Raw genomic sequence first — 21,940 nt, 5'->3', positions numbered from 1 at the left:
AGTGTGTATGCGTACCCTGGTTCATTTGTCTGACCTGCATTTCGGCCGCGTGGATGCGGGCCTGCTCGCCCCCTTGCGCGAGCTGATTCATCAGCTCGCGCCCGATGTGGTGGTGGTGTCGGGCGACCTGACCCAGCGCGCCAAGAGCGAACAGTTCGAAGAAGCCCGGGCCTGGCTCGATACGCTGCCGGGACCGCAGATCATTGTCCCGGGCAATCACGATATTTCCTTGTATAACGTGTTCCGCCGCTTTTTTCTGCCGCTCACGCGCTACAAGCGCTACATCACCGATGACCTGGACCCGATGTATGTGGACGAGGAAATCGCGGTGCTGGGGGTGAATACAGCCCGCTCGCTGACCTTCAAGGATGGGCGCGTCAACAAGGAACAAATCGAGACCATCCGCGCCCAGCTGGCCGGCCTGGGTCCGGACGTAGTCCGGATCATCGTCACCCACCATCCCTTCGACCTGCCAAGCAGTAATGACGAGGATGATCTGGTGGACCGCGCCCCGATGGCGATGAAGGCCTTTGCCGACTGCGGCGTGGACTTGCTGCTGGCCGGCCACATGCATGCGAGCCACGCCGGCAACACCCAGCAACGCTACCAGATCAGCGAATACGCGGCCCTCGTGGTGCAGGCCGGCACGGCCACGTCCACGCGGGGCAGGGGGGAAGTCAATTCCTTCAATGTGGTGCGGGTGGAGAGCGAGCGCATCGAGGTGGACCGCTATGGCTGGGACGACATAGGCAAGGCCTTTTCGCTGGTCAAGACCGAACCGTTCCTGCGCAAGGGCAATGTGTGGTCCGCGCACACCGAGGGCTTGTACGCAACGGGGATCTGAGCCCCGGTGAAGGCGGCCGGCCTTTTGCTAGATCCAGTATTCCGTCAGGCGCGCCGCGAATTCCTTGATGCGGTCGGCCCAGGGACGGCGGCGCCATTGCTCCAGCGTCACTTCCTTGGAGTCGCGCAAGTCTTCGGCAAAGGCGCTCTGCATGTCCTTGCCGAAGGCCGGATCGAGCACGACGATATTGAGTTCATAGTTGTGCAGGAAACTGCGGCGGTCGATATTGGCCGAGCCCACCGTGGACCAGGTGCCGTCAATGACGGCCGTCTTGGCGTGCAGTACCGCCACCTGCAGCTGGTAGATTTTCACGCCATTGCTGAGCAGTTCATCGTAAAACGAGCGTCCCGCATGCATCACCAGGCCATGGTCCGACACCCCGGGCAGCACCAGCTTCACGTCCACCCCGCGCTTGGCGGCGGCGATCAGGGACTCGATGAACTGGCGGTCCGGCACGAAGTAGGCCGAGGTGATGTGAACCGAGGTCTTCGCTTCCTGGATGGCCACGATGAACGCCTTGTAGATTTCCGAATCGCGCGCCGGGTCGGTGGCCAGCACCCGCACCAGCTTGTTGCCGGCCGGCGCCAGCGTCGGGAAATAATTGGCTTCGGCCAGTTCGCCGGCATCCTGGCCGACCCAGTTGTCGATGAAATGGTATTGCAGCGAGGCCACGGCCGGTCCTTCGATCTTGACGTGGGTATCGCGCCAGCCAACTTTCCTGCTGTCCATGGTGGGCGCGCGCTTGCTGCGGAAAAACGAACTGTTGGCATAGGTGCTGCTGATATTGATGCCGCCGGTGAAGGCGACCTTGCCGTCGACCACCATCAGCTTGCGGTGGTCGCGGTTGTTGAGCTCCCATTTGCCGATGCGCTTGGTTGGATTGACGGGATTAAAGGCCAGCACGTTGATGCCCGCCTCCTTCATGCGCTTGAAAAATTCGGGCGGCGTGCCCAGGGCGCCGACGCTGTCATACAGCAGATTCACGATCACGCCCTGCTTGCGCTTTTCCATCAGGAGAGCGGCGAACTGCAGGCCCACCTCATCCTGGTCAAAAATATAGGTTTCCAGGTTGATCGTGTGGCGGGCAGCCGACGCAGCGGCCATCATCTCGCGCATGGTGGCGGGACCGTCAAAGAGCAGTTTCACATTATTACCGGCGATCAGGGGCACCCCCGTGGCGGCTTCTTCCAGCGTCGCCAGGGCCTTCAGGTCCGGGCTGGCCTTGGCCCAGCGCCGCGCCAGCAAGTCGGCGGCCTGACGTTTGGCCAGCCGGCCCTTGGCCGTGGCCACCGTGGGAACGGCCCGCGCTTCCGTTCGCTCGCTGTCGGCGTTGACCTCCGGCAGTGACGCGCAGGACGACAGCGTGATGGTCAACGCGAGCAGCAGATAGCGCACGAGATGATGGAGCGTTTTCATGGGAAACCCCTCAGAGATGATGCCGAACTAAAAGCACAGTGTACTGGGGGAACTCATTGGTCTTCGTACGGTACCGAACGCACCCGTACCGATGTTGCCCAGAATCCTTTTTAGCGCCGAAAATGCGACACGTTCCGTTTCCGCGCCATTTTGATACACTCGCCGCAGACTATTTTTTGGGGAACACCATGTACCTGACCTATTACCAGGGAAGCTGGGCGGAAGGCAATGTGCCGCTGTATGGGGCCATGGATCACAGCCTGTGGCTCGGCTCGTCCGTGTTCGATGGCGCGCGCGCCATTGCCGGGCGCCTGCCCGACCTGCGCCCGCATCTGGCGCGCGTGGTGCAGTCAGCCGAACGGCTTGGCCTGCGCTGCCCCGTGACGGTCGAGGAAATGGAGGCGCTCTCGCGCGAAGGCGTGGCGCGCTTTGCCCCGGACGCCGATCTGTATATCCGTCCCCTGGTCTTTGGCCGTGAGGGCTTTCTCATTCCGGAAGCGCAGCACAGCGGCTTTGCGCTCACGCTGTTCGACGCGCCGATGCCGCCTTTTACCGGTTTTGCCGCCTGCCTGTCGCCCCTGCGCCGGCCTGATGCCAACATGGCGCCCACCGATGCCAAGGCTTCGGCCCTGTACGCCAACTCGACGCGGGTGCTGCGCGAGGCCAAAACGCGGGGATTCGACAATGCGGTCGTGCGCGACAGCGCCGGCGCGGTGGCGGAGTTTGCCACGTCCAACCTGTTCCTTGTCACTGCCTCCGGAGCCGTGGTGACCCCGGTTCCCAACGGAACTTTCCTGGCGGGGATTACCCGGGCGCGCGTGCTGCGCTTGCTGGCCGAGGCGGGCGTGGCGGTGGAGGAGCGCACCGTGCAGCCGGCCGAACTGGACACGGCACTGGAGATTTTTAGTACCGGCAACTATGGCAAGGTGACGCCCTGCGTGCGCTACGAGGAGCGCACCCTGCCGATCGGGCCGGTTGCCACCCTCGCGCGCGAACGCTACCTGGCTTTTACCGAGGCCAGCTGATTATCGGGCGCGCGGCACCGGCTTGACCTTGCCGCAGCTGCTGGCCAGCCACTTGCCGGAGCTGCTGACCTTGGCGGTATGGTTCTGGCCCTGGAAGCGCGTATTCATCGTCATCTCCATGGTATAGGCGGTATCGCCGCTGAAGCGAATGGTGCCGTTGCCGGTCGACGGCGGGGTGGTGCAGCTCATGTTCATCTTGACCACGCCGCCGATCATGGGCGAGCGCTGGGTGGTGCAGCCGCCTTCCTTGATGATCAGCTTGTCCATTGCGGCTACATCATCCGGGGTGATGCAATGCTTCATGATCATGCCGTCGTCGGTGAACTGGAGCGCGCTCGCTGCCTGGCCTGCCAGCGCCGCTTCCATCTGCTGGCGCTGCGCGGCCGGCATGGCGGCAATTTCCTTTTTCATGCGCGCCATGTGCTCGGCCATGGCCTTGCCGCTGCCGGCGCCGCCGGGCGTGCTGGACCTGATTTCCCACAGGCCGGGCCTGAGGGTCTGGGCCGACGCCTGGGCGGCGCACAGGGCGGCGGAAAACAGGGTCGCGGCAATCAGTGTGGTTTTCATATCGGCTCCTCGGGTGAACCTGCAGTGTAGTCCAGTTTTTATTCTTTTTGCATCGTTAACTTCGCGCCTGGAATACCGTCAGGCCAGCGGCGCCGCACAGGGCGCCCAAGAAAAAACCGGCATCCGCAAACGCGTGATGCCGGTTCATAGGCGCCCAAGCGCGGGGATCAGCCCTGGCGTTCTGCCACGTAGATTTCGACGCGGCGGTTGCGCGCACGGCCGGAATCGCTGTCGTTGGAGGCGATCGGCTCGCGCTCGCCACGGCCGTCGATCATCACGCGGTTAGGCGACACGCCGCGCTGCGCCAGGAAGTCGCGGGTGCGGGCGGCACGGTCGACCGACAGGGGATTGTTGATGGCATCGCTGCCGGTGCTGTCGGTGTGGCCAATGATGGACACCGTGGTCGCCGGATTGTCATTGAGTGTCTGGGCGAAGCGCTCAAGCACGGGGCGGAAGTTGGACTTGATGTCCGAACGGCCGGTGTCGAACGAGACGTCGGCCGGAATGGCGAGCTTGAGGCGGTTGTCCGAGGTCTGGCTGACCTCGATGCCGGTGCCGCGCGTGGCAGCTTCCATTTCCTGCTTTTGCTTTTCCATGCGGGTCGACCAGATGTTGCCGATGATCGCACCGGCCGCGCCGCCCAGCACGGCGCCTTTGGCTGCGCGGTCACCGCCGCCGCCGCCCGTGGTACCGCCCAGGATGGCACCGAGACCTGCACCGACGCCGGCACCGGTAGCGGTACCGCGCTGGGTGGCCGACATGTCGGCACAACCGGCTGCGAGGGAGAGGACGGCGACCCCAACGAATGTTTTAGCAATATTTTTCTTCATCTAGAGTTCTCCTTGAATATTGAATCCGTTTCGCTGTCACACCGCGGTCAGCCGGGCACGACCGCGAAACGGATCGGTCATCACATGATGACCAGGTGCTGCAAAACTATATGCCTCTGCCACTGATCAGACGCACCAGAATCATGATGACGGCAACGACCAGCAGAATGTGGATGAATCCACCCACGGTGTAGGATGTGACCAGGCCGAGCAGCCACAGGATCAACAGTACGACAGCGATTGTATAAAGCATGATTTTGTCCTCGGTGGGTTGTTATAGACGACCGTTCAATGCCTGCAGCAGTCGATGGATGCAGTATCCATTCTTCACCTTCCCGATTCCGTACGTTAGCGTACACTGCCCGCCAATTTTTTGTCCTATTCGCAATATATTCTTACAAAGTAAGCATGTGCCTTGGCGGGCACAGGGGCGCTGTTTCAGTTGGCGTGGCGCAGGCTGCCATCGACGATGCGAATGCGGTCGCCGCTGGAAAAGCCATTCAGGTTTTGCAGCGTGAAGCTGCGCTCTTTGCCATTGTCCAGCCGCACGCTGACCTGGTAGCTGGTGCGCGCTTTCATATTGCCTTCCACCTGGTTGCCCACCACGGCGCCACCCACGGCACCGGCCACGGTAGCGATCTTGCGGCCACTGCCATCACCAATCTGGTTGCCCAGCAGGCCCCCCAGCACGGCCCCGCCGGCGGCGCCCAGGCCACTGCCTTCGGCGCGCTGCTTGATGGTACGCACGCCGATCACGCGGCCGCAATTGCTGCAGGTGGCCTTGGGCGCGGCCTGGGCCACTCGTTCGCGCACGACCGGCTCGGTGTCGCGTTCGCGCGCCGCTGCCAGTGCCCGGTCGCGTGCGCGCTCGCGCTCGAGATCGGCCAGCGCGCGTTCGCGTTCCAGGCTGCGCTCGCGTTCGAGGTCGGCCAGTTCACGTTCGCGTTCCGCGTGCAGGCGCTCGCTGCTTGCGCGCTCGCTGTCGAGCAGGGCCAGGCGTTCATTGTCACGCGAGGGCGCCAGGTTGCCGGCGCCGGGCGGCGGGCTGGCCGTGTCAGCCAGGCGTGAGGCCAGGGCGGCGCGGTCGCTGGCGGTCAGTTCGCCCGAGCTGGCGCCGCCGAAGGAGCTGGGAATCCAGCCCAGGATGGCTGCCGTGCCGGCCAGGCAAAACACGATGACGGCCAGCGCGGCCAGCATCATCATGGGATGCTGGCGCGTGCGGGCGGCCGGTGTGTGCGGGTGATGGAGGGGAGTGTTCATGGAGCTTCCTTTATTGTTGTTGGATGTCTTACGGTCGATCGCGACGCGGGCGGCGTCGCCTGGCAGGACAGGCGCCATACCAATTTGACGCTGGCCATTGTCCAGTCAAGGGACGGGCGCTTCCGTGCGTCACCGTACATACCTTACCTATTATTACCGGTAGTCTGATTGAAAATTGTTTGTAAATGTATCTGCGCACCACCAATAGATTACGTACCCAATGACTGCCATCCGTATTAACCGTAATGACAATCTGCGCAGCGTCAGTGGGAGCACAACATGAGTATCGTGTCGTCCCTCGAAGTTGCACATCCCGGCGCGAACATGCTGCTTGCAGCCTTGCCAGCGGCCGACCTGGCACGCCTGGCGAACGCGCTTGAACCGGTACCGCTTGAGGTAGGCGAAGTGCTGTCCGAACCGGGCGCACCGATTCGCCACATCTACTTTCCCAACGATAGCCTGATTTCCCTGCTCGGCGTGGCCGAAGGGCGCATGACGCTCGAAGTGGGACTGGTGGGGCGCGAGGGCATGCTCGGCGCCACGGTGGCCCTTGGCCACGACGTGTCGCAGGTGCGCGCCATCGTGCAGCGCGCCGGCACCGCCTCGCGCATGAGCAGCGCGCGCTTTCGCACCGAGTTCGCGCGCAATCCGGCCTTGCAGCGGGTGCTGTACCGCTACACCGACAGCCTGCTGGCGCAAGCCATCCAGATTGCCGTGTGCAGCCGCTTCCACGTGCTCGAGGCGCGCCTGGCCCGTTCGCTGCTGATCACGCGCGACCGGGTGCAGGCCGACAAATTCCACCTCACGCACGAATTTCTGGCCCATGCGCTGGGCGTGCGCCGCGTGGGCGTGACCAAGGCGGCCAGCGCCTTGCAGCAGCAGGGCCTGATCATCTACAGCCGCGGCAATATCGAGATTCTCGATGTGCCCGGCCTGGCAGCCGCATCGTGCAAGTGCTACGAAATCGTCAAGGATGCCGGGGCCGTCGTGCCATCGACCACTGCCTTTGTCTGATCGCCGGGCTGCAGCGCAGCGCCGGCGTTTTTCCACTGCACCAAAAAATAAGGGCCCGCATCAGCGGGCCCGTATTTGCAGGCAAAACTTGGGGTATTAACGTGCTGGCTTGACCTGGTTGCCGATGACGCCGCCAACTGCAGCGCCGCCAACCGTGCCCACTGGGCTGCCACCGGTCAGTACACCACCGACTACCGCACCGGCGCCGGCGCCGATGGCGGTGTTCTTGTCTTGCTGGGACATGCCTGCGCAGCCGGCCAGGCCGAGTGCGACGGTGACGAGCGATGCGGTGGCGACGAATTGTTTGATCGATTTCATGGGGGGCCTCTTTTCTGTCTGTTCAGGTAATTACTTCATGCGGATGTCGTTCTTGACCGACTTCACGCCCTTGACGCTGCGTGCCACATTGGTCGCGTTGGCGATGTCGGAGCTTTGGGCAACAAAGCCGCTCAGCTGTACTACACCTTTGTAGGTCTCGACGTTGATTTCCGTTGCCTTCAGGGTTGGGTCGATCGCGAAAGCCGATTTCACGCCAGCGGTGATCAGGCTGTCATCGACGTACTCGCCAACGCTTTCGGTCTTGGCCGTTGGCGCGCAGCCAACAACGGTGGTCAACATCATTGCAGCCAACAGGGAGGATACGATGCGCAGGTTTTTCATGTTGTTTTCCTTAAATGGTGAGCGTTTGGTTCAAGCGTCCGGCAAGGCAATTGCCGTACCGATAGATGCAGAGTAGTGCCAACCAGACAATCCGGTCTGTACGGCAACGCACATAATCTTCCGTTCACCGGCCACGTGTTGCGCGCGGTACCACATTCTGTGCATTCGGGCCTGCGATGGGGAGCCGGGCGGCACTGTTCGCTGCCGTCTTGCCGGGCGGCGGGGCTTGCGGCTTTTCGCTCGCCATGGCCAGCAGGCGGGCGCAATCGCTGTCCTTGCCCGGTCCGGCGTTGATCAGGGGCAGCAGGGCCGCCAGGGGCGCGGCCAGGCCCAGGGCAATGGCGCCGCCGGCCTTCATGGCCAGCACACCCTTGTCCACGCTTACATCAGGCTGCTTGAAGGGGCCGCGCACATACAGCGGCGCGCGCAGCGACACGATGCGCAAGCCCTTGGTGCGCGGACGCAAGGTCATGTTGATCTGCTCGGTCGCCAGGTTGATGGTGCCGTCCGCCGTGATCAAGGCTTCCTCGGTGTCGACCACGAACACGCGGGTCTGCATCACCCCATCGCGCACGCCGAAGTCGGTGGCCATGCAATTGAGCTTGACCTGTTTGTCGCCAAACAGGGTGGTCAGGATGATGTTGCCGATATTGAGGCCCATCTTTTCAAGCAGCAGCTTGCTGACGGCACCCTGGTTGATCATGGTCTTGACTTCACCGTTGGAGGCAGCCAGCAGCGAGGCCACCGAGTTGCCCGTGGCCGACAGCCGGGCGTCGCCGTTGATCTCGCCAATGGTGGCCTGCATGTCCGGAATGGTGGGGAACAGTTCCTTGATCTTGATGCGGCGCGCATTGACGTTGGCCGTGGCGCGGATGGCATTCTTGCCTTCGCGCCCGCTGCCATCGAGCTTGATGACGGAACTGAGCGTGCCGCCGGCCATGTCGAAGGTGAGGGGATTGAGATGGAGCACGCCGTTCTTGAGAATCAGGTGGGTGCTCAGCTTGCGGATGGGCAGCGCTTCGTCACGGATGATGCGGCTGGCCGAATAGCGCACGTCGGCATCGATGGCAGTCCAGCGCCCGGTGCGGAAGGTTTCCACCGGCAGCACCTTGCCCGACGGCTGCACCGGCGCCACGCCGCGCGCAGTCTTGCTGGCATTGGAGTCGGCGCCAATCAGGGGGCCCAGGTCGGCAAACTGCAGCAGGCTGGAGACGACATTGCCGGTCAGCTTGCCGCGCGGCTTGCCGGTCTGGTACACGAGCTGGCCGCCAATGTCGCTGGAGCCGACCTTGCCGCGGAACTTGTCATAGTCCCAGCGGCTGCTCTCATCATCGAGCGCGGCCAGCAGGCGGCCTTCCGTGGAAAAGGCCGGGGTTTCCGGCAGCACCACCCCGATGATCGGGTACAGGCGCGCCATGCTCGGTCCGGCCAGCTTGAGCTTGAAGTCGAGGGCGGCCAGGCGCGTGGGCTTGGTCAGCGTGCCCTCGGCGGCAATGCGCACGGCGCCAATGCGCACGTCGCCCTGCAAGGGATAGGGGGTGAGCTGCTGCTTGAGCGAGAGCACGGCGCCGGCCTTGCCCGAGCCGGTCACGGGCGCGTCGTTGAAGGTGCCGCGCACTTTCCAGCCCACGCCGTAGGTGGGATCGCGCTCGAGCAGATCGACGTCGGCCGTGATGTCGGCTTGCTCGATGGCGTCGCGGTAACGCACCACGCCCTTGGTGAATACCACCCGTTCCACGTCCAGCCGCCACGGCGAGGGCTTGTTCTCGTGCTTGAAGGTCCAGTTGTTGGTGCCGTCCTTGAGGCGCACCAGGTTGACATCGGGCGCGGCAAAGCGCAGCACCGGCACCACGATGCGCTTGTCGAGCAGGGCCAGCGGGTTGAGCGAAAACGAGAACTGGTCCACATGGGCCATGTTTTCCCTGGCCATGCCTTCGGGATTGCCGACCCGGACATCCTTGGCCACCAGGTGCGGCCAGGGAATCCAGTCGCGCCAGGTCTTGTCGCGCCCAGCCATGCGGCTGGCCGGCTTTTCCCAGGTCAGCGACAGGTCGCCCCGGATTTCAAATTCGCGCCCGATCGCTTCACTGGTTTTGGCGTTGAGCCAGGGACGCGCCTTGTTCCAGTCGTAGGTCAGCAGGATCACCAGCGCAATGGCGGGGATGGCAATGAGCAGGCCAAGCACCCACAGGATGACCTTGGTGTTTCTGCTCATCGGGCGTTTGCGGGGGGGCGGGGCATGGTTGCCGGATCCGGCGCCCGGTGCGGTCGCTGCAGCGTCAGTCATGGGTATCCCTGTTAACAATGTGAGGCCAGTGTAGACCGATGCCTGGCCCCTTTTCGTGCGCTGCCGCACCCACGGCGGCGCTGCATTTCCGGATCCGGGAACTATGTGCGCCAGCGTACGGATATTGTTAAAGAATCAGCATATAACGTTAACACGAGATCATTCACACCAGGAGAAACAATAATGACCCATCCAACTCTGACGCAGCTGAGCCGTCTGGCCTGTGCCGGTGCCGTGCTTGCGCTGGCAGCCTGCACCAGTCCCGAAAAGGCGCCTGCCACGGCCGATGTGGCGGTGACCAGGAATGCCGTGGAAAACGCCGTCAGTGCCGGCGCCGCCGAGCTGGCCCCGATGGAAATCAATGCAGCGCGCGAAAAGATGGTACGCGCCAACGCCGCCCTGGCGGCCCGCGACTACACCCTGGCGCGTGACCTTGCCGCCCAGGCCCAGGCTGATGCCCGGCTGGCGCAGAGCAAGTCGCGCTCGGCCAAGGCCACTGCCGCTGCCGATGCGCTCAATAACGACTTGCGGGTGCTGCGCGAGGAACTTGACCGCGCCAACACCAAATAAGACCCTGCCCACGGCGTGAGCGCCGGTGCCGCAACAAAACACAAGAAAAAGGATAGACCATGAAATCAATGATGCTCAAGTCGGCCGTACTGGCTACTGCCCTGGCGCTCGGCGCCTGCTCGTCCATGCCCACCACCACGCCGCTGCTGGACCAGGCCCGCGGCGACTTCATCGCCGCCAACAACGCGCCGCAGGTGTCGAGCCTGGCACCGATGGAATTCAAGGCTGCCAGCGAGGCGCTGGAACTGGCCAACGCCGCGGCAGCGCGCAATGACAGCCTGGCCGATATCGACAAGCTGGCCTATATCGCCAAGCAAAAGATTGCCACCGCACGGGCCGTGGCGCAGCAAAAGGCTGCCGAGGCCGAGATTGCCAACGCCGGCAAGGAGCGCGACCAGGTACGCCTGGCGGCCCGCACCGCCGAGGCTGACCGTGCCCGCGCCCAGGCTGAGGCCGCCCAGGCCCAGGCCGCAGCCGCGCAAAATGCCGCCGCCGATGCCCAGCGCCAGGCCGCCGATGCCGAGGCGCGCACCCGCGAAGCCCAGGCCCGCGCCGCCGCGCTGGAAGCGATGATGGTGGACCTGCAAGCGAAAAAGACGGATCGCGGCATGATCATCACCATTGGCGACGTCCTGTTTGCCACCGGCCAGGCCACGCTCACGCATGCCGGCATGGCCAATCTGCGCAAGCTGGCCGATGCATTGGCACAGAACCCGGAGCGCACCGTGCTGGTCGAAGGGTTTACCGACAGCGTGGGCTCGAATGCCTACAACCAGGAATTGTCCGAGAAACGTGCCGCGTCCGTGCGCAATGCCTTGCTGGGCATGGGCGTGGCACCGGAACGGGTAGCCATGAAAGGGTATGGCGAAATGTATCCGGTCGCCAGCAATGACACGCCGGGCAATCGCCAGATCAATCGCCGCGTTGAAATTGTGCTGTCCAACGCAGGCAGCCCGATCGCTCCGCGCTAACCGACAAGGAAGATTATGGAAGACATGAACCAACTGGGCCACGGCTTCGACGTCAAGGCAATCCGCGAAGCGGCTGCCAATCTCGACGACGGCGCCGTGACCGACGGCTACCAGGCCGACCGCGAGGCCGTGATCCGCATGCTCAATGACGCCCTGGCAACCGAGCTGCTGTGCGTGCTGCGCTACAAGCGTCATTACTACACGGTCAGCGGGCGCAATAATGCGGCCGTCAAGGCCGAGTTCCTCGAGCACGCCCAGCAGGAGCAGGAGCACGCCGATGACATTGCCGAACGCATTGTGCAGCTCAATGGCTCGCCCAATTTCAATCCGGCCACGCTGACGGCCCGCAGCCATGCCGAATACGACGAATCGACGGATGTGCCTTCGATGATCCGCGCCAACCTCATTGCCGAGCGCGTGGCCATCGAGTCCTACCGCCAGATGATTGCCGCCATTGGCGACAAGGATCCCACCACCAAGCACATGCTGGTGCGGATCATGGCTGTTGAAGAAGAACACGCTGACGACATGCGCGATCTTCTCGACAAGTAAGCAGTACCCACCATAGCGCAAGACCACATTTTAATTAACCACCAGGAGAATTCCCATGTTAGATACCACCACCACCCGCACCAATGGCAACCTGAACGGCAACATGAATGCCGTGCAAACCGACGTCAAGACCCTGGTCAAGGATGCCCAGACCCTGCTGACGGCAGCGGCCGCCCTGACGGGCGAGAAGGCCGAAGAGATGCGCGGCCGCGGCATGCAGATGCTGGACGTGGCACTGGGCAAGGCTTCCGCAGTCCAGGGCCAGGCTGTCGTCAAGGGCAAGGAACTGGCCCACAGCGCCGATGTCTACGTCAAGGACAACCCATGGCGCACGGTCGCCGCTGCTGCCGGCGTCGGCCTGCTGGTCGGCGTGATCCTGGGCCGTAAATAATCTGAGCCGGGGAAAGCCATGGACAAATCGACTGCAACAGTGCATGGCCCCGGCCTCATGGGCGGCCTGACCGGCCTGGCTAAAAACGTATTCGGATTGCTCGTGTCGCGGCTCGAACTGGCCGCCCTCGAGCTGACCGAAGTGCGCAACCATGTGATCTCGCTGCTCGTCATTGCCGTGCTGGCAGTACTGTGCAGCTGGTTCGCAATCGCCTACGGAACTGCGATGATTGTCGCGCTTGCGTGGCCAGCCATGGGGTGGAAGATCCTTTTGGTCATGTTCCTAGTGTTCGTCGCCATCACGGCATTCCTCGGCTTCAAGGCCAAGGCCATGCTCAAGGAAGGCAAGCTGGCCTTCCCTGAAACGATGAGCGAACTCAAGAACGACCGCGACATGCTTCTGTAACGGGCAAAGGGGAGAAATATGGAAGAAAAGAAGATCATCGGCCTCGACAAGGAAACCGCACCGGTGGCCGCGACCGTGCCCGTGAAAGAGCAGGGCAAGGAAGAGTCGTACGAGGCCTGCAAGGCGCGCCTCAAGCGGCAGGGTGACTTTTACCGGGTCGGCATTGTCCGCGCCAAGGCAGCCATCAAGCAGGGCGCGCGGCCGGAAACCTTGTTCCACAATGCTGTGGACCATGCTGCCTTTGCCATCCGCAGCCGGGTCGACAACATCTTGCGCCCCACCGGCATCAATGTCGCCACGGTCATGCCGTACGCAGTCACGGCGCTGGGCTTTTTGCGCCAGCGCGGTTTGGTCAAGCCTGCCATGGGCGTGATGGCCGCGGCGGCGGCGGGCCTGGCGTATTACTTCCAGCATCGCCGCCATAAGTCGGCGTACTAGATCGGTGCCCGATATCGTACTTTGCTGGTGTGTCGCGTTGTATTGATTACCCCCGCCAGGCATACGGACCTGGCCTCGCAACAATAATGCAGGATATGGTGGGGCTTGAGCGGCGTCGCAACCTTCGGGTTCGGCGCCGTCTTTTTTATTGTGAAGACCAATATCATGAAAACGAGCAATCACCTCAATCCGAAGCAATTACCGATTGTGCTGGTGCTGCAGGGCGGGGGCGCACTTGGCGCCTACCAGGCCGGCGTGTACCAGGCCCTGCACGAACACGACCTGGTGCCTGACTGGATCGTGGGCACCTCGATTGGCGCCATCAATGCCGCCTTAATTGCCGGTAACCGCCAGGAGCACCGGCTCCAACGGATCAAGCAATTCTGGGACCGGGTGTCGCATCCCGACCATGTCGACATGAGCCGGGTCAGCGACGCCATGCGCCAGTCCAACATCTGGTTCAATACCATCGATACCGTGGTGCGCGGCGCACCGGGATTTTTCGCCCCGCGCCTGTTCAGCGGTTTCCCCTTCGGGATGGACGTGGCGCCGGAACAGGCATCGTTCTATGACACCTGCCCGCTCAATACCACGCTGGAAGAGCTGGTGGACTTTGATTACCTGAACCAGGACAAGGATATCCGCCTCACCGTCAACGCCGTCAATGTGCGCACGGGCGAGCTGGCCCATTTTGACAGCCGCACCGGCACCTTGTGCGCCGATCACGTCCGAGCCAGCGGCAGCCTGCCGCCGGGTTTTGCCGGGGTCCGCATCGACGGCGAGCTGTACTGGGACGGCGGCCTGTACTCGAACACGCCGCTCGAATCGGTCCTCAATGAGCTGCCCAGCGGCGATACCCTGTGCTTCATGGTCGACCTGTGGAGCGCCGACGGGCTGGAGCCTGTCAGCATGGAAGAGGTGCGCACACGCTTGAAGGATGTCACCTTCGCGTCGCGCTCGCAGCGCCATATCGACGACTACACTGTCACCCATACCATGCAGCGCAAGCTGCGCGAACTGTATGCGCGCCTGCCCCCGGACAGCCGCACCGAGCAGGACGAGCAGGAATTGCTGGCGCTGGGCTGCGACGCCACTTTGCACATCGTGCGCCTGCCTTATAGCGGGCGCGACTGGCATATGGCGGCCAAGGACATCAATTTTTCCAGGGGTTCCATCGCGTGGCGCTGGGACCAGGGCTATGGCGATGCCATGCGCGCGCTCAAGAGCGCGCTGTGGCTGCAGCATGTGGCCGAGGATACGGCGGTGGTCGTGCACGAGCTGCCGCCGGTGCAGTAAAGGGCGCCGGACAAGCTGCGCCCGGTCGCTGCCTCAGCGCATGCGGCCCACGTCAGCCATTTCCTGCCGGTAGGTGGCGCGCGCGTCGCGCATGCAGGCGCTGCGCTCGGCTGCGGGGCGGGAGCGGCAGGCGCCCAGATTTTCCTGCAGGCCGGCGGCAATGTCCTTGCGCATGGTGCGCATGCGTTCAGCCATGGTCTCGTCTTCCTGATACCAGCGCGCCGGGTCGCCCTTGGCCAGTTCGGCGCGCTGCTGGCGCGCCACCGGTGCCGGCGTATTCTGGTCGCGCGCCATGACGGCGGGCGCGCGCTGCGCCTCGGGCATGGATTCCTGCACGGCGGGCGTCGTCTGGGCGTGGGCGGTGCAGGACAGCAGCAGGGCGCCGATGCCGAGTGCGGCGCGCTGAAAAAGTTGGACAGGCTGGTGCATGGCAACTCCTTGTTGTTGCGTGAAAAAAAACCGGCGCACGCGGCGCCGGTCACGATGAAGCCCTTACAGTCTGCCCGTGAGCACCATGATCAGCAGCACCACGACCAGGATACCGATGATGCCGGTCGGGGCGTAGCCCCAGCTGCGGCTGTGGTTCCAGGTCGGCAGCGCGCCCAGCAAGGCGAGCACGAGAATGATGAGGAGGATGGTACCGATACCCATGAGGGGCTCCTGTTCTTGTTATTAGTAGGTGGGGTAAACTTTTTCGCTTTGTACGGCGATCAATTAATAGCGATAGGCACGGCCGTCCACCACGCGCACGCGGTTGCCCACGCGCAGGTCATAGACACTGTCCTGGACCAGGGTACGGTAGTCGCCATTATCGAGGCGGATGCCGATCTGGTACATGTCGCGGCCATTGTTGGCGGCGCGGTTCGCTTCCACATTGTTGCCAATCGCCGCGCCGCCCACGGCGCCGGCCACGGTCGCAGCCGTACGGCCACTGCCGCTGCCGATCTGGCTGCCGACCAGGGCGCCCACCACGCCGCCAACGACCGCACCGGCGCCGCTGGCATTGCCGCCGGCGCGGGTGACCTGGATGGAATCAATGGTGCCGTAGCCCATGGATGAGGAAGACGAATTGTTATAGGCGCCGTTGTTGTACGAGCCGTTGTTGTACGGGTCGCTTGACGTGCTGGCGCAACCGGTGAGCAGGGCGCTGGCGGCCAGGGCAATGGCGGCGAAGGTGTGAGTCGATTTCATGTTGTTCTCCTGACAAAAGTGTAGGTCCAGAATAATCAGGCACCACCCCCGGGTCTGTGCGCTGCCACACCGAGTGCAGGGCTGGGCAATGGCCGTTGCATTTGAAAAATTGTTTGTGTTCGGCACCGTACAGATACGAGCGGCCAAATCCCGTACAACGGTAACAGCACCTTTCACGGAGAAGAACAACATGACACATACGAGCTTACAGATCACCCTGGTGGCATTGGCCCTGGCCGGTGCCGGCCTCGTTCACGCAGGCCCGAGCGCCGAAGCCAAGGCTGCCTATACCCATGCCAAGGACCGTGCCAAGGCCGATTACAAGGTCGCGCGCGCCCGCTGCGACTTGATTACCGGCAATCCCAAGGACATTTGTGTGGCAGAAGCGAAGGCGGCGCAGGTGCGCACGGTTGAAGAAGCCACGGCCCTGTACAAGAATACGCTGAAAGCCTACACTGCTTCGCGCATGAAAATCGCGTCGGCACACTATGACCTGGACAAGGTCAAATGCGCAGGACTGACCGGCAATCCAAAGGACGTCTGCGTTTCCCAGGCCAAGGCCACCCTGGTGGCGGCCCAGGCCGATGCCAAGGCGGACAAGCGCGCCATTGAAGCAAGGGCCGATGCGCGTGAAGACAAGCGCGAAGCCGAGTTCAAGGTGGCGATGGAAAAATGTGATGCCTTCGCCGGTGCCGCCAAGGATGGCTGCGTGGCAGCGGCCAAGACGCAATTCGCCAAATAGACAGCTTTGATTGACGGCAGCGCCGGCGCACAGTAAAAAGCGCAGTGCTGTTTGCTAACTTAACCACGCCCGCCGCTTGCGGGCATTTCCTGACCTTGATTTTGGAGCCCATCATGACCATTGCCCACCGCCTCGCCACCGCCGTGTTCGCCGCTTCCCTGCTTGCCCTGTCGGGCTGCGCCTCTACCGGAGGCGGGGTCGGGGCCGGCCAGTACCTCGACGACACCGTGATCACCGCCAAGGTAAAGGCGTCCATTTTTAACGAGCCGACGCTGAAGGCATCGGAAATCAATGTGGAAACCTACAAGGGTGACGTCCAGCTGTCGGGCTTTGTAACCGATCCGGGCGATGCCGCCAAGGCAGCCCGGATCGCCCAGGGCGTGAAGGGTGTAACATCGGTCAAGAACGACGTTCGGGTCAAGTAAGCCGCCACTGCCGCGATGACCTGCGCCGGCCCCAGCGGCCGGTTTTTTGCGCGCGGCCGGTTCCTCTTTTTTGAATGACATCATGCAGCTCGCAGACAGCCAGACTCCCGCGCCCCCCACTCCTGCCTCCGTGAAGGTGGAGGAGCCGCCCGTGTTTACCCCAGCCCCCGTTGATGGTCCGGACAGTACCGATGGCGGCACCGGCACGCGCTTTCCGGTTCATGTCAATGCACGCGGCCTGGCGCTGGGCAGCATCGCCACCATCGCCTTCATCTGGTCCCTGCAGTGGGCCCAGGAATTCCTGGTGCCGCTGCTGCTGGGAATTCTGATTGCCTATACCCTCAATCCGGTGGTGAGCTGGCTGGAAAAAATCAAAATCCACCGGGCGGTGGGGACCTTGTTTGTCACCGTCGCCTTGCTGGGCGTGATGGCGGGCGTGCTGCACCGGGTACAGGGTGAATTTTTCAATATCATCGACGACTTGCCGCGCATCACCCAGAAGGTGACCAAGCTGATGCGCGACACCAATAATGGCACCCCCAGCACCATTGCCCAGGTCCAGGCGGCCGCCAACCAGATCGAGCAGGCCACGGCCAGCGCCGGCATCGATGACAAGAAATCCCCGTCCCGCAAGGAAGTCACGCCCGTGGCCGGCGGCGGCAGCAGCTTCAAGGTGATGGACTGGGTACTGGCAGGCTCCATGAGCCTGATCGGCTTCGTCACCCAGGCCACCATGGTGGTCTTTCTCGTCTTCTTTCTGCTGCTGGCGGGCGATACCTTCAAGCGCAAGCTGGTCAAGCTGACCGGCCCTTCACTGAGCCGCAAGAAAGTCACGGTGCACATCCTGGACGACATCAATACGTCCATCCAGGCCTATATGTTCATGCTGCTGGTGACCAATGTGCTGCTGGGCGTGATGATGTGGATCGCGCTGCGCTATATCGGGCTGGAAAATGCCGGTGCCTGGGCCATTGTGGCGGGGCTGTTGCACATCATGCCGTATTTTGGGCCGCTTCTCATCACCACGGCCACCGGCCTTGCCGCCTTCATGCAGTTCGAGTCGCTCAAGATGGTGCTGCTCGTCACCGGCAGTTCGCTGGCCATTGCCACCCTCGTCGGCACCTTCATTGCCACCTGGATGACGGGGCGCATCGCCAAGATGAATGCGGCGGCCGTGTTTGTCAGCCTGCTGTTCTGGGGCTGGTTGTGGGGGGTGTGGGGCTTGTTGCTCGGTGTACCGATCGTGGTGATGATCAAGGTGGTTGCCGAACGCGTCGAAGGGCTGGAAGTGGTGGCCGAACTGCTGGGCGAATAAGCGCGACATTGCGGGACGTGCGGCCGAGGCGCTGCCAGCAAGACGCCCGCCGGTACCCGGTGCGGCAGATGCGTGCGGCACATGCGTACAGCAAATACGTGCCGCAGAGGACTCGCCAGCTCCCAGCAGTCCAATGCTTGCATGCCTTGCCCGCGCGGGCGCGCCCCGCACTGGCGCGCGCCCGGCATCTCTATTGCCGCAGCTTGGTCACCTTGGCGGCGCCCGTCACTTCGTCAGGCTTGTTGCGCAGGCTGCCCAGCTGCAGGGCATATTGACGGGCAAATTCTGCACCGAAAAAGAACACCAGGGACGAGTAGTACACCCACAGCAGCATGGCAATGACGGAACCGGCCGCGCCGAAGCTGCTCGCCACACCGCTGTTGCCAATGTACAGGCCAATCAAGCCCTTGCCCAGAATAAACATGGCCGCCGTGCCCAGCGCACCGATGGTCACATCGTGCCAGGATAGCTTGATGCGCGGCAGCAGCTTGAAAATGACGCCGAACAGCACGGCAATGACGAGAAAACTGATCAGCCAGGCCAGCCAGCCGAGCAGCACTGCGGCATCTTGCCACATGCCGCTGACATAGCCTTCCACCACGGCCAGGGCCGCGCTGACGACGAGGGAGACCATCAGCAGAAAGGCCAGTACGAGGATGAGGCCGAACGAGAGCAGGCGGGTGCGCAGCACTACCCACCAGGTCGCCCCTTTCGGTGGCGGCACATTCCAGATTTCATCCAGGCTGTCCTTGAGCTCGGCGAACACGGTGGTGGCGCCCACCAGCAGCAGCACGGTGGCAATGACGGTGGCTAAGATTCCGCTTTCCTGGTCCCGGGCGCCGGCCAGGACCAGCTGCACCGCTTCCGCCCCCTGCGGACCCATGAGGTCGCGCAACTGGGCGAGCAATTGTCCCTGGGCAGCCTCGGCGCCCCAGAAAAATCCCGCCACGGCGATGACGAGCACCAGGATGGGGGCGATCGAGAACGCCGTGTAAAAGGCCAGGGCAGCCCCCTTGCTTGAGGCGCGGTGGACGAACCACTGGTCCAGCGCGCACTTCATTACATTGAACAACTGCTTGGAATAGGGGCGCCAGTCCGTGATCTGCAGCATAGGTAGTTCTCCTCGGTAGTGGAAGGCATCCGGCCCCGTACCCGCAAGGCCCGGCAGCGGACGGCGTGCTAGGGCACGCGACGCTCCACTGTAATCTGCTCGACCTCCACCCGTCGGTTCGGTTCCAAACACTGAATGAGTTCTTGCCGGTTTTTGTTGTCGCAGATGACGACAGGATTGGCCTCGCCCCGCCCGTGAGCCTGGAGGCGGCCGCCGTCGACGCCCCTGCCGATCAGGTAGGCACGCACGGCGTTGGCGCGCCGCTCGGACAGGCGCAGATTGTAGTCGGCAGAGCCGAGGCGGTCGGCGTAACCGATGATGTCGACGTCGGTAATGCCGGGGTCTGCCTGCAGCGCCGCGGCAATGGCATCGAGGCGCGGCTGGGGCAGGGACAGGCTGGCGCTGTCAAACGCAAACAACTCGGTGGCCGACAAGGTGACTTTTTCAAAGCGCGGCGGTGCCGGTGGGGGCGGTGGTGGTGGCGTCTCCGCCACGGGGGCGGCGGGCAACGGGGCCGGAGCAGGCTGGGGCGGCGCCGGCGGTGCCGGCGGGGGACTGAGTGCGTAGTTGAGGCCGAAGGACAAGTATTTATTATTGCTGCGGCTCATGCCGAACAGTTCTTCGTCGCGCAGCCAGCCGCGCACGGTACGCAAGTCTGCTTGCATGGACCAGCGATCACCCATGGCCCACTGGAACCCCAGCCCCGCAGTGGCAAACGGTGAATTGCGGCCCACGCTGCGCAGCGGGTTTTCCACCTTGTCGCGCTGGGCGCCAAGGCCGAACAGGAGGAAAGGGCGGAAATGCCCGCGCGAGACCAGCAGCAGGGCGTCCAGTTCGAGCAGGGTCTGGTGGTAGCGGCGCCCTGCATCCTCGGCGCGCAGCTGGCTCAGAGCGACCTGCATATCCCAGTGCTGATGCACGGGTTTGCCAAGTCGCATCCCCGCGCCGTAGTCGCGTTCGTCCACGCCGAAGTCGGGGTCTGGGCGGGCCACGCTCACATGGGGCTGTAAATACCAGGAGGGATTGACCATGTCCTGTGCAAGGGCTGAGGCGAGGCAACAGGACAGGACGACGGCGCTGACGGTCTGATGGATTTTTTTCACGAAAACTCCCCTATTGTTGTCAAAAAGTGTAGGCGACATCGCAATTGCGTGCCCTGTTCGACTGGGGGAGGACGGGATGAGTTCAGCGTGGCCTGCGGGCTGAGGCAAAAATCGTGTAAAACGCTGCGGAAAGCAAAACGCCGCCGCGTCCCGAAGGAGGCGGCGGCGCCTGGGAACTAGACCGGAGTCTTAGTTAGGCTTGTTTTCTGGCACAACGATGACGGTGTCGCCATCCTTGCCTGGCTCGCCTGGGGTGCCAGGTGCACCGGTGGCGCCGGGAGCGCCTGGCTCACCGGCAGGGCCTGGTACCGGTACGGGTACTTCGACGGGCGCCGGGGCAGCAACTGGCACTTCAACGGCCGGGGTCACGACGGTTGGTGCTGGGTTGACGGTGGTTTTTTCGCAGGCGGACAGAGTGGCGACAGCCAGCAGTGCGGCACAGAGGGTGGTCATTTTCATGGTGGTTTCCTTTTATAAAGTGTCACATGCCATATGGCAGGCGGACTGGACTTCGATTTTTCGTTGCACACGCACTATCGCGCGAACAGGGCCAGAGTACGTACTCCCGTCACCCTCATCTGTACGTCAACGCACATTGCAGCGATCTGCTGTGGCGATTTTGCAAATCTTAAAAAAGATGACGGGCGGAAGTAAATTGTGCTCGAACGTTCGATGGCGCACAGAACTGTTGATCTGGCGCAGGCAATATGCTCCCAAGAAGGACGGAACCCTTGTGTTGTCAGGCTGTCAAACGATACGAGCCGGGACCGGTCCAATGACTATCTTCTCTGACGGAGTACTCAACATGCATGCATCAAACAACCAGCGTAACGTGGCACAAGGCGATCTGACGGCAGTTCACACCGCAAATTCTTCCCTCATCGAACGCGTCGCGCCACAGCCAGCGGAACGCCCACCCATCTCGATGGCACCCATCGAGCGTGTGCGCTCCACCTCGGCCACGCAGCGTCGTATCGAGAACATGCAAAAACTGATTGGCGAACTGTCCACCCACGAAATGCTGGCCGACGAGATCGCATGGTTCCTGAAATTCTCGCCTTCCGGCGCACGCAAGTACATCCGTGACCTGCGCGAAGCCGGCGTTATCGAACTGGCGCGCTATATTGAAGGCACCGCCACCTACCTGGGCAAGGCCGTGTACCAGATTTCGCCCGACCCTGAGCGCGTCAAGGCATTCCTGGCAGCCATTGTGCAGCCGAAGCGTGAAGGTGCCGCCCCGCGCAAGGAGCGTCCAGGCCTGCGCGAGCAAAGCATGGCAGGCACCGGCCGTCACTTCCATATCCTGGCCGATGACACCCACTATGCCATTCGCGTCAACCGCAGCCCGGTCACCCGCGATCCGCTGGTCGCCGCCCTGTTTGGCGCCGCGCCTTCGGCCAACAAGGAACAGCAGTCCTGATGGCAGGGCATCCGGCCGGATGCCTTCCCTGTCGTAAAAGCCCGGCTGGTCCGGGCTTTCGCCATTGTGGCTGCAAATATCTTGCAGGCAAGCCTTGCAAGGTGATT

The 21,940-nt window shown here is 63.0% G+C and carries 28 protein-coding genes; 14 read left to right on the top strand and 14 right to left on the bottom strand.

The features are described 5' to 3' along the window. Nucleotides 1-7 precede the first annotated feature (7 nt). A complete protein-coding gene (locus KY495_RS00935; RefSeq protein WP_219881922.1) occupies nucleotides 8-844 on the top strand; it encodes a metallophosphoesterase in 837 nt (278 codons plus the stop codon). 27 nt (nucleotides 845-871) lie between these two features. On the opposite strand, the gene cls is transcribed toward KY495_RS00935, so the two are convergent. Beyond that, entirely contained in the window at nucleotides 872-2,260 is a 1,389-nt protein-coding gene (gene cls / locus KY495_RS00930; protein ID WP_219881921.1) for a cardiolipin synthase, read from the bottom strand. A 188-nt stretch (nucleotides 2,261-2,448) separates the two neighbouring features. Between cls and KY495_RS00925 the strand changes: the two genes are divergently transcribed. Beyond that, the gene (locus KY495_RS00925) at nucleotides 2,449-3,285 is read left to right on the top strand and encodes a branched-chain amino acid aminotransferase (RefSeq protein ID WP_219881920.1); all 837 of its coding nucleotides are present in this window, start codon (nucleotides 2,449-2,451) and stop codon (nucleotides 3,283-3,285) included. Here KY495_RS00925 and KY495_RS00920 read toward each other — a convergent pair whose 3' ends face one another. The 4 genes from KY495_RS00920 to KY495_RS00905 form a co-directional block, all read right to left on the bottom strand. Then, nucleotides 3,286-3,852: a DUF3617 domain-containing protein gene (locus KY495_RS00920; RefSeq protein WP_219881919.1), complete on the bottom strand. Its 567-nt coding sequence runs from the start codon at nucleotides 3,850-3,852 to the stop codon at nucleotides 3,286-3,288. Between the two features lie 167 nt (nucleotides 3,853-4,019). Continuing rightward, nucleotides 4,020-4,682 (bottom strand): OmpA family protein, encoded by a 663-nt coding sequence (locus KY495_RS00915; protein WP_219881918.1) that lies wholly within the window; start codon nucleotides 4,680-4,682, stop codon nucleotides 4,020-4,022. Between the two features lie 106 nt (nucleotides 4,683-4,788). Next, nucleotides 4,789-4,935, bottom strand: a complete 147-nt coding sequence (locus KY495_RS00910) for a lmo0937 family membrane protein (RefSeq protein WP_018059223.1) — start codon at nucleotides 4,933-4,935, stop codon at nucleotides 4,789-4,791. A gap of 185 nt (nucleotides 4,936-5,120) precedes the next feature. Next, nucleotides 5,121-5,942, bottom strand: a complete 822-nt coding sequence (locus KY495_RS00905; protein ID WP_219881917.1) for a glycine zipper 2TM domain-containing protein — start codon at nucleotides 5,940-5,942, stop codon at nucleotides 5,121-5,123. 279 nt (nucleotides 5,943-6,221) lie between these two features. Between KY495_RS00905 and KY495_RS00900 the strand changes: the two genes are divergently transcribed. Then, nucleotides 6,222-6,956: a Crp/Fnr family transcriptional regulator gene (locus KY495_RS00900; protein WP_219881916.1), complete on the top strand. Its 735-nt coding sequence runs from the start codon at nucleotides 6,222-6,224 to the stop codon at nucleotides 6,954-6,956. Nucleotides 6,957-7,052: 96 nt separating this feature from the next. Here KY495_RS00900 and KY495_RS00895 read toward each other — a convergent pair whose 3' ends face one another. The 3 genes from KY495_RS00895 to KY495_RS00885 form a co-directional block, all read right to left on the bottom strand. Further along, on the bottom strand, nucleotides 7,053-7,274 hold the full coding sequence (locus KY495_RS00895; protein ID WP_219881915.1) for a glycine zipper 2TM domain-containing protein: 222 nt from the start codon (nucleotides 7,272-7,274) through the stop codon (nucleotides 7,053-7,055). A gap of 30 nt (nucleotides 7,275-7,304) precedes the next feature. Then, the gene (locus KY495_RS00890) at nucleotides 7,305-7,616 is read right to left on the bottom strand and encodes a BON domain-containing protein (RefSeq protein ID WP_219881914.1); all 312 of its coding nucleotides are present in this window, start codon (nucleotides 7,614-7,616) and stop codon (nucleotides 7,305-7,307) included. 124 nt (nucleotides 7,617-7,740) lie between these two features. Then, nucleotides 7,741-9,831 carry an AsmA family protein gene (locus tag KY495_RS00885; RefSeq protein ID WP_219881913.1) on the bottom strand — a complete coding sequence of 697 codons (2,091 nt, stop codon included), beginning with the start codon at nucleotides 9,829-9,831 and terminating at the stop codon, nucleotides 7,741-7,743. Between the two features lie 255 nt (nucleotides 9,832-10,086). Here KY495_RS00885 and KY495_RS00880 point away from each other — a divergent pair, with 255 nt between their 5' ends. The 7 genes from KY495_RS00880 (at nucleotide 10,087) to KY495_RS00850 (ending at nucleotide 14,526) form a co-directional block, all read left to right on the top strand. Next, nucleotides 10,087-10,473 (top strand): DUF4398 domain-containing protein, encoded by a 387-nt coding sequence (locus KY495_RS00880; protein ID WP_219881912.1) that lies wholly within the window; start codon nucleotides 10,087-10,089, stop codon nucleotides 10,471-10,473. 59 nt (nucleotides 10,474-10,532) lie between these two features. Then, a complete protein-coding gene (locus tag KY495_RS00875) occupies nucleotides 10,533-11,444 on the top strand; it encodes an OmpA family protein (RefSeq protein ID WP_219881911.1) in 912 nt (303 codons plus the stop codon). A 15-nt stretch (nucleotides 11,445-11,459) separates the two neighbouring features. Beyond that, nucleotides 11,460-11,996, top strand: coding sequence for a ferritin-like domain-containing protein (locus KY495_RS00870; RefSeq protein WP_219881910.1), 537 nt, complete (start codon nucleotides 11,460-11,462; stop codon nucleotides 11,994-11,996). Between the two features lie 55 nt (nucleotides 11,997-12,051). After that, nucleotides 12,052-12,387 (top strand): YqjD family protein, encoded by a 336-nt coding sequence (locus KY495_RS00865; RefSeq protein WP_219881909.1) that lies wholly within the window; start codon nucleotides 12,052-12,054, stop codon nucleotides 12,385-12,387. An 18-nt stretch (nucleotides 12,388-12,405) separates the two neighbouring features. Further along, complete coding sequence (locus KY495_RS00860) at nucleotides 12,406-12,792, top strand: phage holin family protein (protein ID WP_219881908.1); 387 nt, start codon at nucleotides 12,406-12,408, stop codon at nucleotides 12,790-12,792. 18 nt (nucleotides 12,793-12,810) lie between these two features. Beyond that, entirely contained in the window at nucleotides 12,811-13,230 is a 420-nt protein-coding gene (locus tag KY495_RS00855; protein ID WP_219881907.1) for a hypothetical protein, read from the top strand. Between the two features lie 165 nt (nucleotides 13,231-13,395). Beyond that, entirely contained in the window at nucleotides 13,396-14,526 is a 1,131-nt protein-coding gene (locus KY495_RS00850) for a patatin-like phospholipase family protein (RefSeq protein ID WP_219881906.1), read from the top strand. Between the two features lie 33 nt (nucleotides 14,527-14,559). Here KY495_RS00850 and KY495_RS00845 read toward each other — a convergent pair whose 3' ends face one another. The 3 genes from KY495_RS00845 to KY495_RS00835 form a co-directional block, all read right to left on the bottom strand. After that, nucleotides 14,560-14,955, bottom strand: coding sequence for a hypothetical protein (locus KY495_RS00845; RefSeq protein ID WP_219881905.1), 396 nt, complete (start codon nucleotides 14,953-14,955; stop codon nucleotides 14,560-14,562). Nucleotides 14,956-15,018: 63 nt separating this feature from the next. Continuing rightward, the gene (locus KY495_RS00840; protein ID WP_219881904.1) at nucleotides 15,019-15,177 is read right to left on the bottom strand and encodes a DUF3309 family protein; all 159 of its coding nucleotides are present in this window, start codon (nucleotides 15,175-15,177) and stop codon (nucleotides 15,019-15,021) included. Nucleotides 15,178-15,240: 63 nt separating this feature from the next. Then, nucleotides 15,241-15,717 carry a glycine zipper 2TM domain-containing protein gene (locus tag KY495_RS00835; protein ID WP_219881903.1) on the bottom strand — a complete coding sequence of 159 codons (477 nt, stop codon included), beginning with the start codon at nucleotides 15,715-15,717 and terminating at the stop codon, nucleotides 15,241-15,243. A gap of 190 nt (nucleotides 15,718-15,907) precedes the next feature. On the opposite strand from KY495_RS00835, the gene KY495_RS00830 reads away from it, so the two are divergent. From KY495_RS00830 to KY495_RS00820, 3 genes are all read left to right on the top strand, one after another. Then, complete coding sequence (locus KY495_RS00830; RefSeq protein WP_219881902.1) at nucleotides 15,908-16,459, top strand: hypothetical protein; 552 nt, start codon at nucleotides 15,908-15,910, stop codon at nucleotides 16,457-16,459. A 113-nt stretch (nucleotides 16,460-16,572) separates the two neighbouring features. Next, on the top strand, nucleotides 16,573-16,884 hold the full coding sequence (locus KY495_RS00825; RefSeq protein WP_219881901.1) for a BON domain-containing protein: 312 nt from the start codon (nucleotides 16,573-16,575) through the stop codon (nucleotides 16,882-16,884). 82 nt (nucleotides 16,885-16,966) lie between these two features. Continuing rightward, a complete protein-coding gene (locus KY495_RS00820; protein WP_219881900.1) occupies nucleotides 16,967-18,199 on the top strand; it encodes an AI-2E family transporter in 1,233 nt (410 codons plus the stop codon). A 190-nt stretch (nucleotides 18,200-18,389) separates the two neighbouring features. Here the strand turns inward: KY495_RS00820 and KY495_RS00815 are convergent, their stop codons facing one another. The 3 genes from KY495_RS00815 to KY495_RS00805 all read right to left on the bottom strand — a co-directional run bounded on the left by KY495_RS00815 (nucleotide 18,390) and on the right by KY495_RS00805 (nucleotide 20,872). Then, nucleotides 18,390-19,310, bottom strand: coding sequence for a YihY/virulence factor BrkB family protein (locus tag KY495_RS00815; RefSeq protein ID WP_219881899.1), 921 nt, complete (start codon nucleotides 19,308-19,310; stop codon nucleotides 18,390-18,392). Between the two features lie 68 nt (nucleotides 19,311-19,378). After that, nucleotides 19,379-20,413: an OmpA family protein gene (locus tag KY495_RS00810; RefSeq protein ID WP_229518451.1), complete on the bottom strand. Its 1,035-nt coding sequence runs from the start codon at nucleotides 20,411-20,413 to the stop codon at nucleotides 19,379-19,381. 189 nt (nucleotides 20,414-20,602) lie between these two features. Next, nucleotides 20,603-20,872 carry a hypothetical protein gene (locus tag KY495_RS00805; RefSeq protein ID WP_219881897.1) on the bottom strand — a complete coding sequence of 90 codons (270 nt, stop codon included), beginning with the start codon at nucleotides 20,870-20,872 and terminating at the stop codon, nucleotides 20,603-20,605. Between the two features lie 346 nt (nucleotides 20,873-21,218). On the opposite strand from KY495_RS00805, the gene KY495_RS00800 reads away from it, so the two are divergent. Then, the gene (locus tag KY495_RS00800) at nucleotides 21,219-21,833 is read left to right on the top strand and encodes a winged helix-turn-helix domain-containing protein (protein WP_219881896.1); all 615 of its coding nucleotides are present in this window, start codon (nucleotides 21,219-21,221) and stop codon (nucleotides 21,831-21,833) included. Nucleotides 21,834-21,940 lie beyond the last annotated feature (107 nt).

The sequence above is a fragment of the Massilia sp. PAMC28688 genome, from assembly GCF_019443445.1.
GTDB lineage: Bacteria > Pseudomonadota > Gammaproteobacteria > Burkholderiales > Burkholderiaceae_D > Telluria_A.
Note: the sequence above shows the minus strand (reverse complement) of the source record. Positions and strands in the feature narration are given on the sequence as shown.

Coding starts and splice junctions, on each gene's coding strand:
- KY495_RS00935 (WP_219881922.1), top strand. CDS start 8: ATGCGTACCCTGGTTCATTTGTCTGACCTGCATTTCGGCCGCGTGGAT.
- cls (WP_219881921.1), bottom strand. CDS start 2,260: ATGAAAACGCTCCATCATCTCGTGCGCTATCTGCTGCTCGCGTTGACC.
- KY495_RS00925 (WP_219881920.1), top strand. CDS start 2,449: ATGTACCTGACCTATTACCAGGGAAGCTGGGCGGAAGGCAATGTGCCG.
- KY495_RS00920 (WP_219881919.1), bottom strand. CDS start 3,852: ATGAAAACCACACTGATTGCCGCGACCCTGTTTTCCGCCGCCCTGTGC.
- KY495_RS00915 (WP_219881918.1), bottom strand. CDS start 4,682: ATGAAGAAAAATATTGCTAAAACATTCGTTGGGGTCGCCGTCCTCTCC.
- KY495_RS00910 (WP_018059223.1), bottom strand. CDS start 4,935: ATGCTTTATACAATCGCTGTCGTACTGTTGATCCTGTGGCTGCTCGGC.
- KY495_RS00905 (WP_219881917.1), bottom strand. CDS start 5,942: ATGAACACTCCCCTCCATCACCCGCACACACCGGCCGCCCGCACGCGC.
- KY495_RS00900 (WP_219881916.1), top strand. CDS start 6,222: ATGAGTATCGTGTCGTCCCTCGAAGTTGCACATCCCGGCGCGAACATG.
- KY495_RS00895 (WP_219881915.1), bottom strand. CDS start 7,274: ATGAAATCGATCAAACAATTCGTCGCCACCGCATCGCTCGTCACCGTC.
- KY495_RS00890 (WP_219881914.1), bottom strand. CDS start 7,616: ATGAAAAACCTGCGCATCGTATCCTCCCTGTTGGCTGCAATGATGTTG.
- KY495_RS00885 (WP_219881913.1), bottom strand. CDS start 9,831: ATGAGCAGAAACACCAAGGTCATCCTGTGGGTGCTTGGCCTGCTCATT.
- KY495_RS00880 (WP_219881912.1), top strand. CDS start 10,087: ATGACCCATCCAACTCTGACGCAGCTGAGCCGTCTGGCCTGTGCCGGT.
- KY495_RS00875 (WP_219881911.1), top strand. CDS start 10,533: ATGAAATCAATGATGCTCAAGTCGGCCGTACTGGCTACTGCCCTGGCG.
- KY495_RS00870 (WP_219881910.1), top strand. CDS start 11,460: ATGGAAGACATGAACCAACTGGGCCACGGCTTCGACGTCAAGGCAATC.
- KY495_RS00865 (WP_219881909.1), top strand. CDS start 12,052: ATGTTAGATACCACCACCACCCGCACCAATGGCAACCTGAACGGCAAC.
- KY495_RS00860 (WP_219881908.1), top strand. CDS start 12,406: ATGGACAAATCGACTGCAACAGTGCATGGCCCCGGCCTCATGGGCGGC.
- KY495_RS00855 (WP_219881907.1), top strand. CDS start 12,811: ATGGAAGAAAAGAAGATCATCGGCCTCGACAAGGAAACCGCACCGGTG.
- KY495_RS00850 (WP_219881906.1), top strand. CDS start 13,396: ATGAAAACGAGCAATCACCTCAATCCGAAGCAATTACCGATTGTGCTG.
- KY495_RS00845 (WP_219881905.1), bottom strand. CDS start 14,955: ATGCACCAGCCTGTCCAACTTTTTCAGCGCGCCGCACTCGGCATCGGC.
- KY495_RS00840 (WP_219881904.1), bottom strand. CDS start 15,177: ATGGGTATCGGTACCATCCTCCTCATCATTCTCGTGCTCGCCTTGCTG.
- KY495_RS00835 (WP_219881903.1), bottom strand. CDS start 15,717: ATGAAATCGACTCACACCTTCGCCGCCATTGCCCTGGCCGCCAGCGCC.
- KY495_RS00830 (WP_219881902.1), top strand. CDS start 15,908: ATGACACATACGAGCTTACAGATCACCCTGGTGGCATTGGCCCTGGCC.
- KY495_RS00825 (WP_219881901.1), top strand. CDS start 16,573: ATGACCATTGCCCACCGCCTCGCCACCGCCGTGTTCGCCGCTTCCCTG.
- KY495_RS00820 (WP_219881900.1), top strand. CDS start 16,967: ATGCAGCTCGCAGACAGCCAGACTCCCGCGCCCCCCACTCCTGCCTCC.
- KY495_RS00815 (WP_219881899.1), bottom strand. CDS start 19,310: ATGCTGCAGATCACGGACTGGCGCCCCTATTCCAAGCAGTTGTTCAAT.
- KY495_RS00805 (WP_219881897.1), bottom strand. CDS start 20,872: ATGAAAATGACCACCCTCTGTGCCGCACTGCTGGCTGTCGCCACTCTG.
- KY495_RS00800 (WP_219881896.1), top strand. CDS start 21,219: ATGCATGCATCAAACAACCAGCGTAACGTGGCACAAGGCGATCTGACG.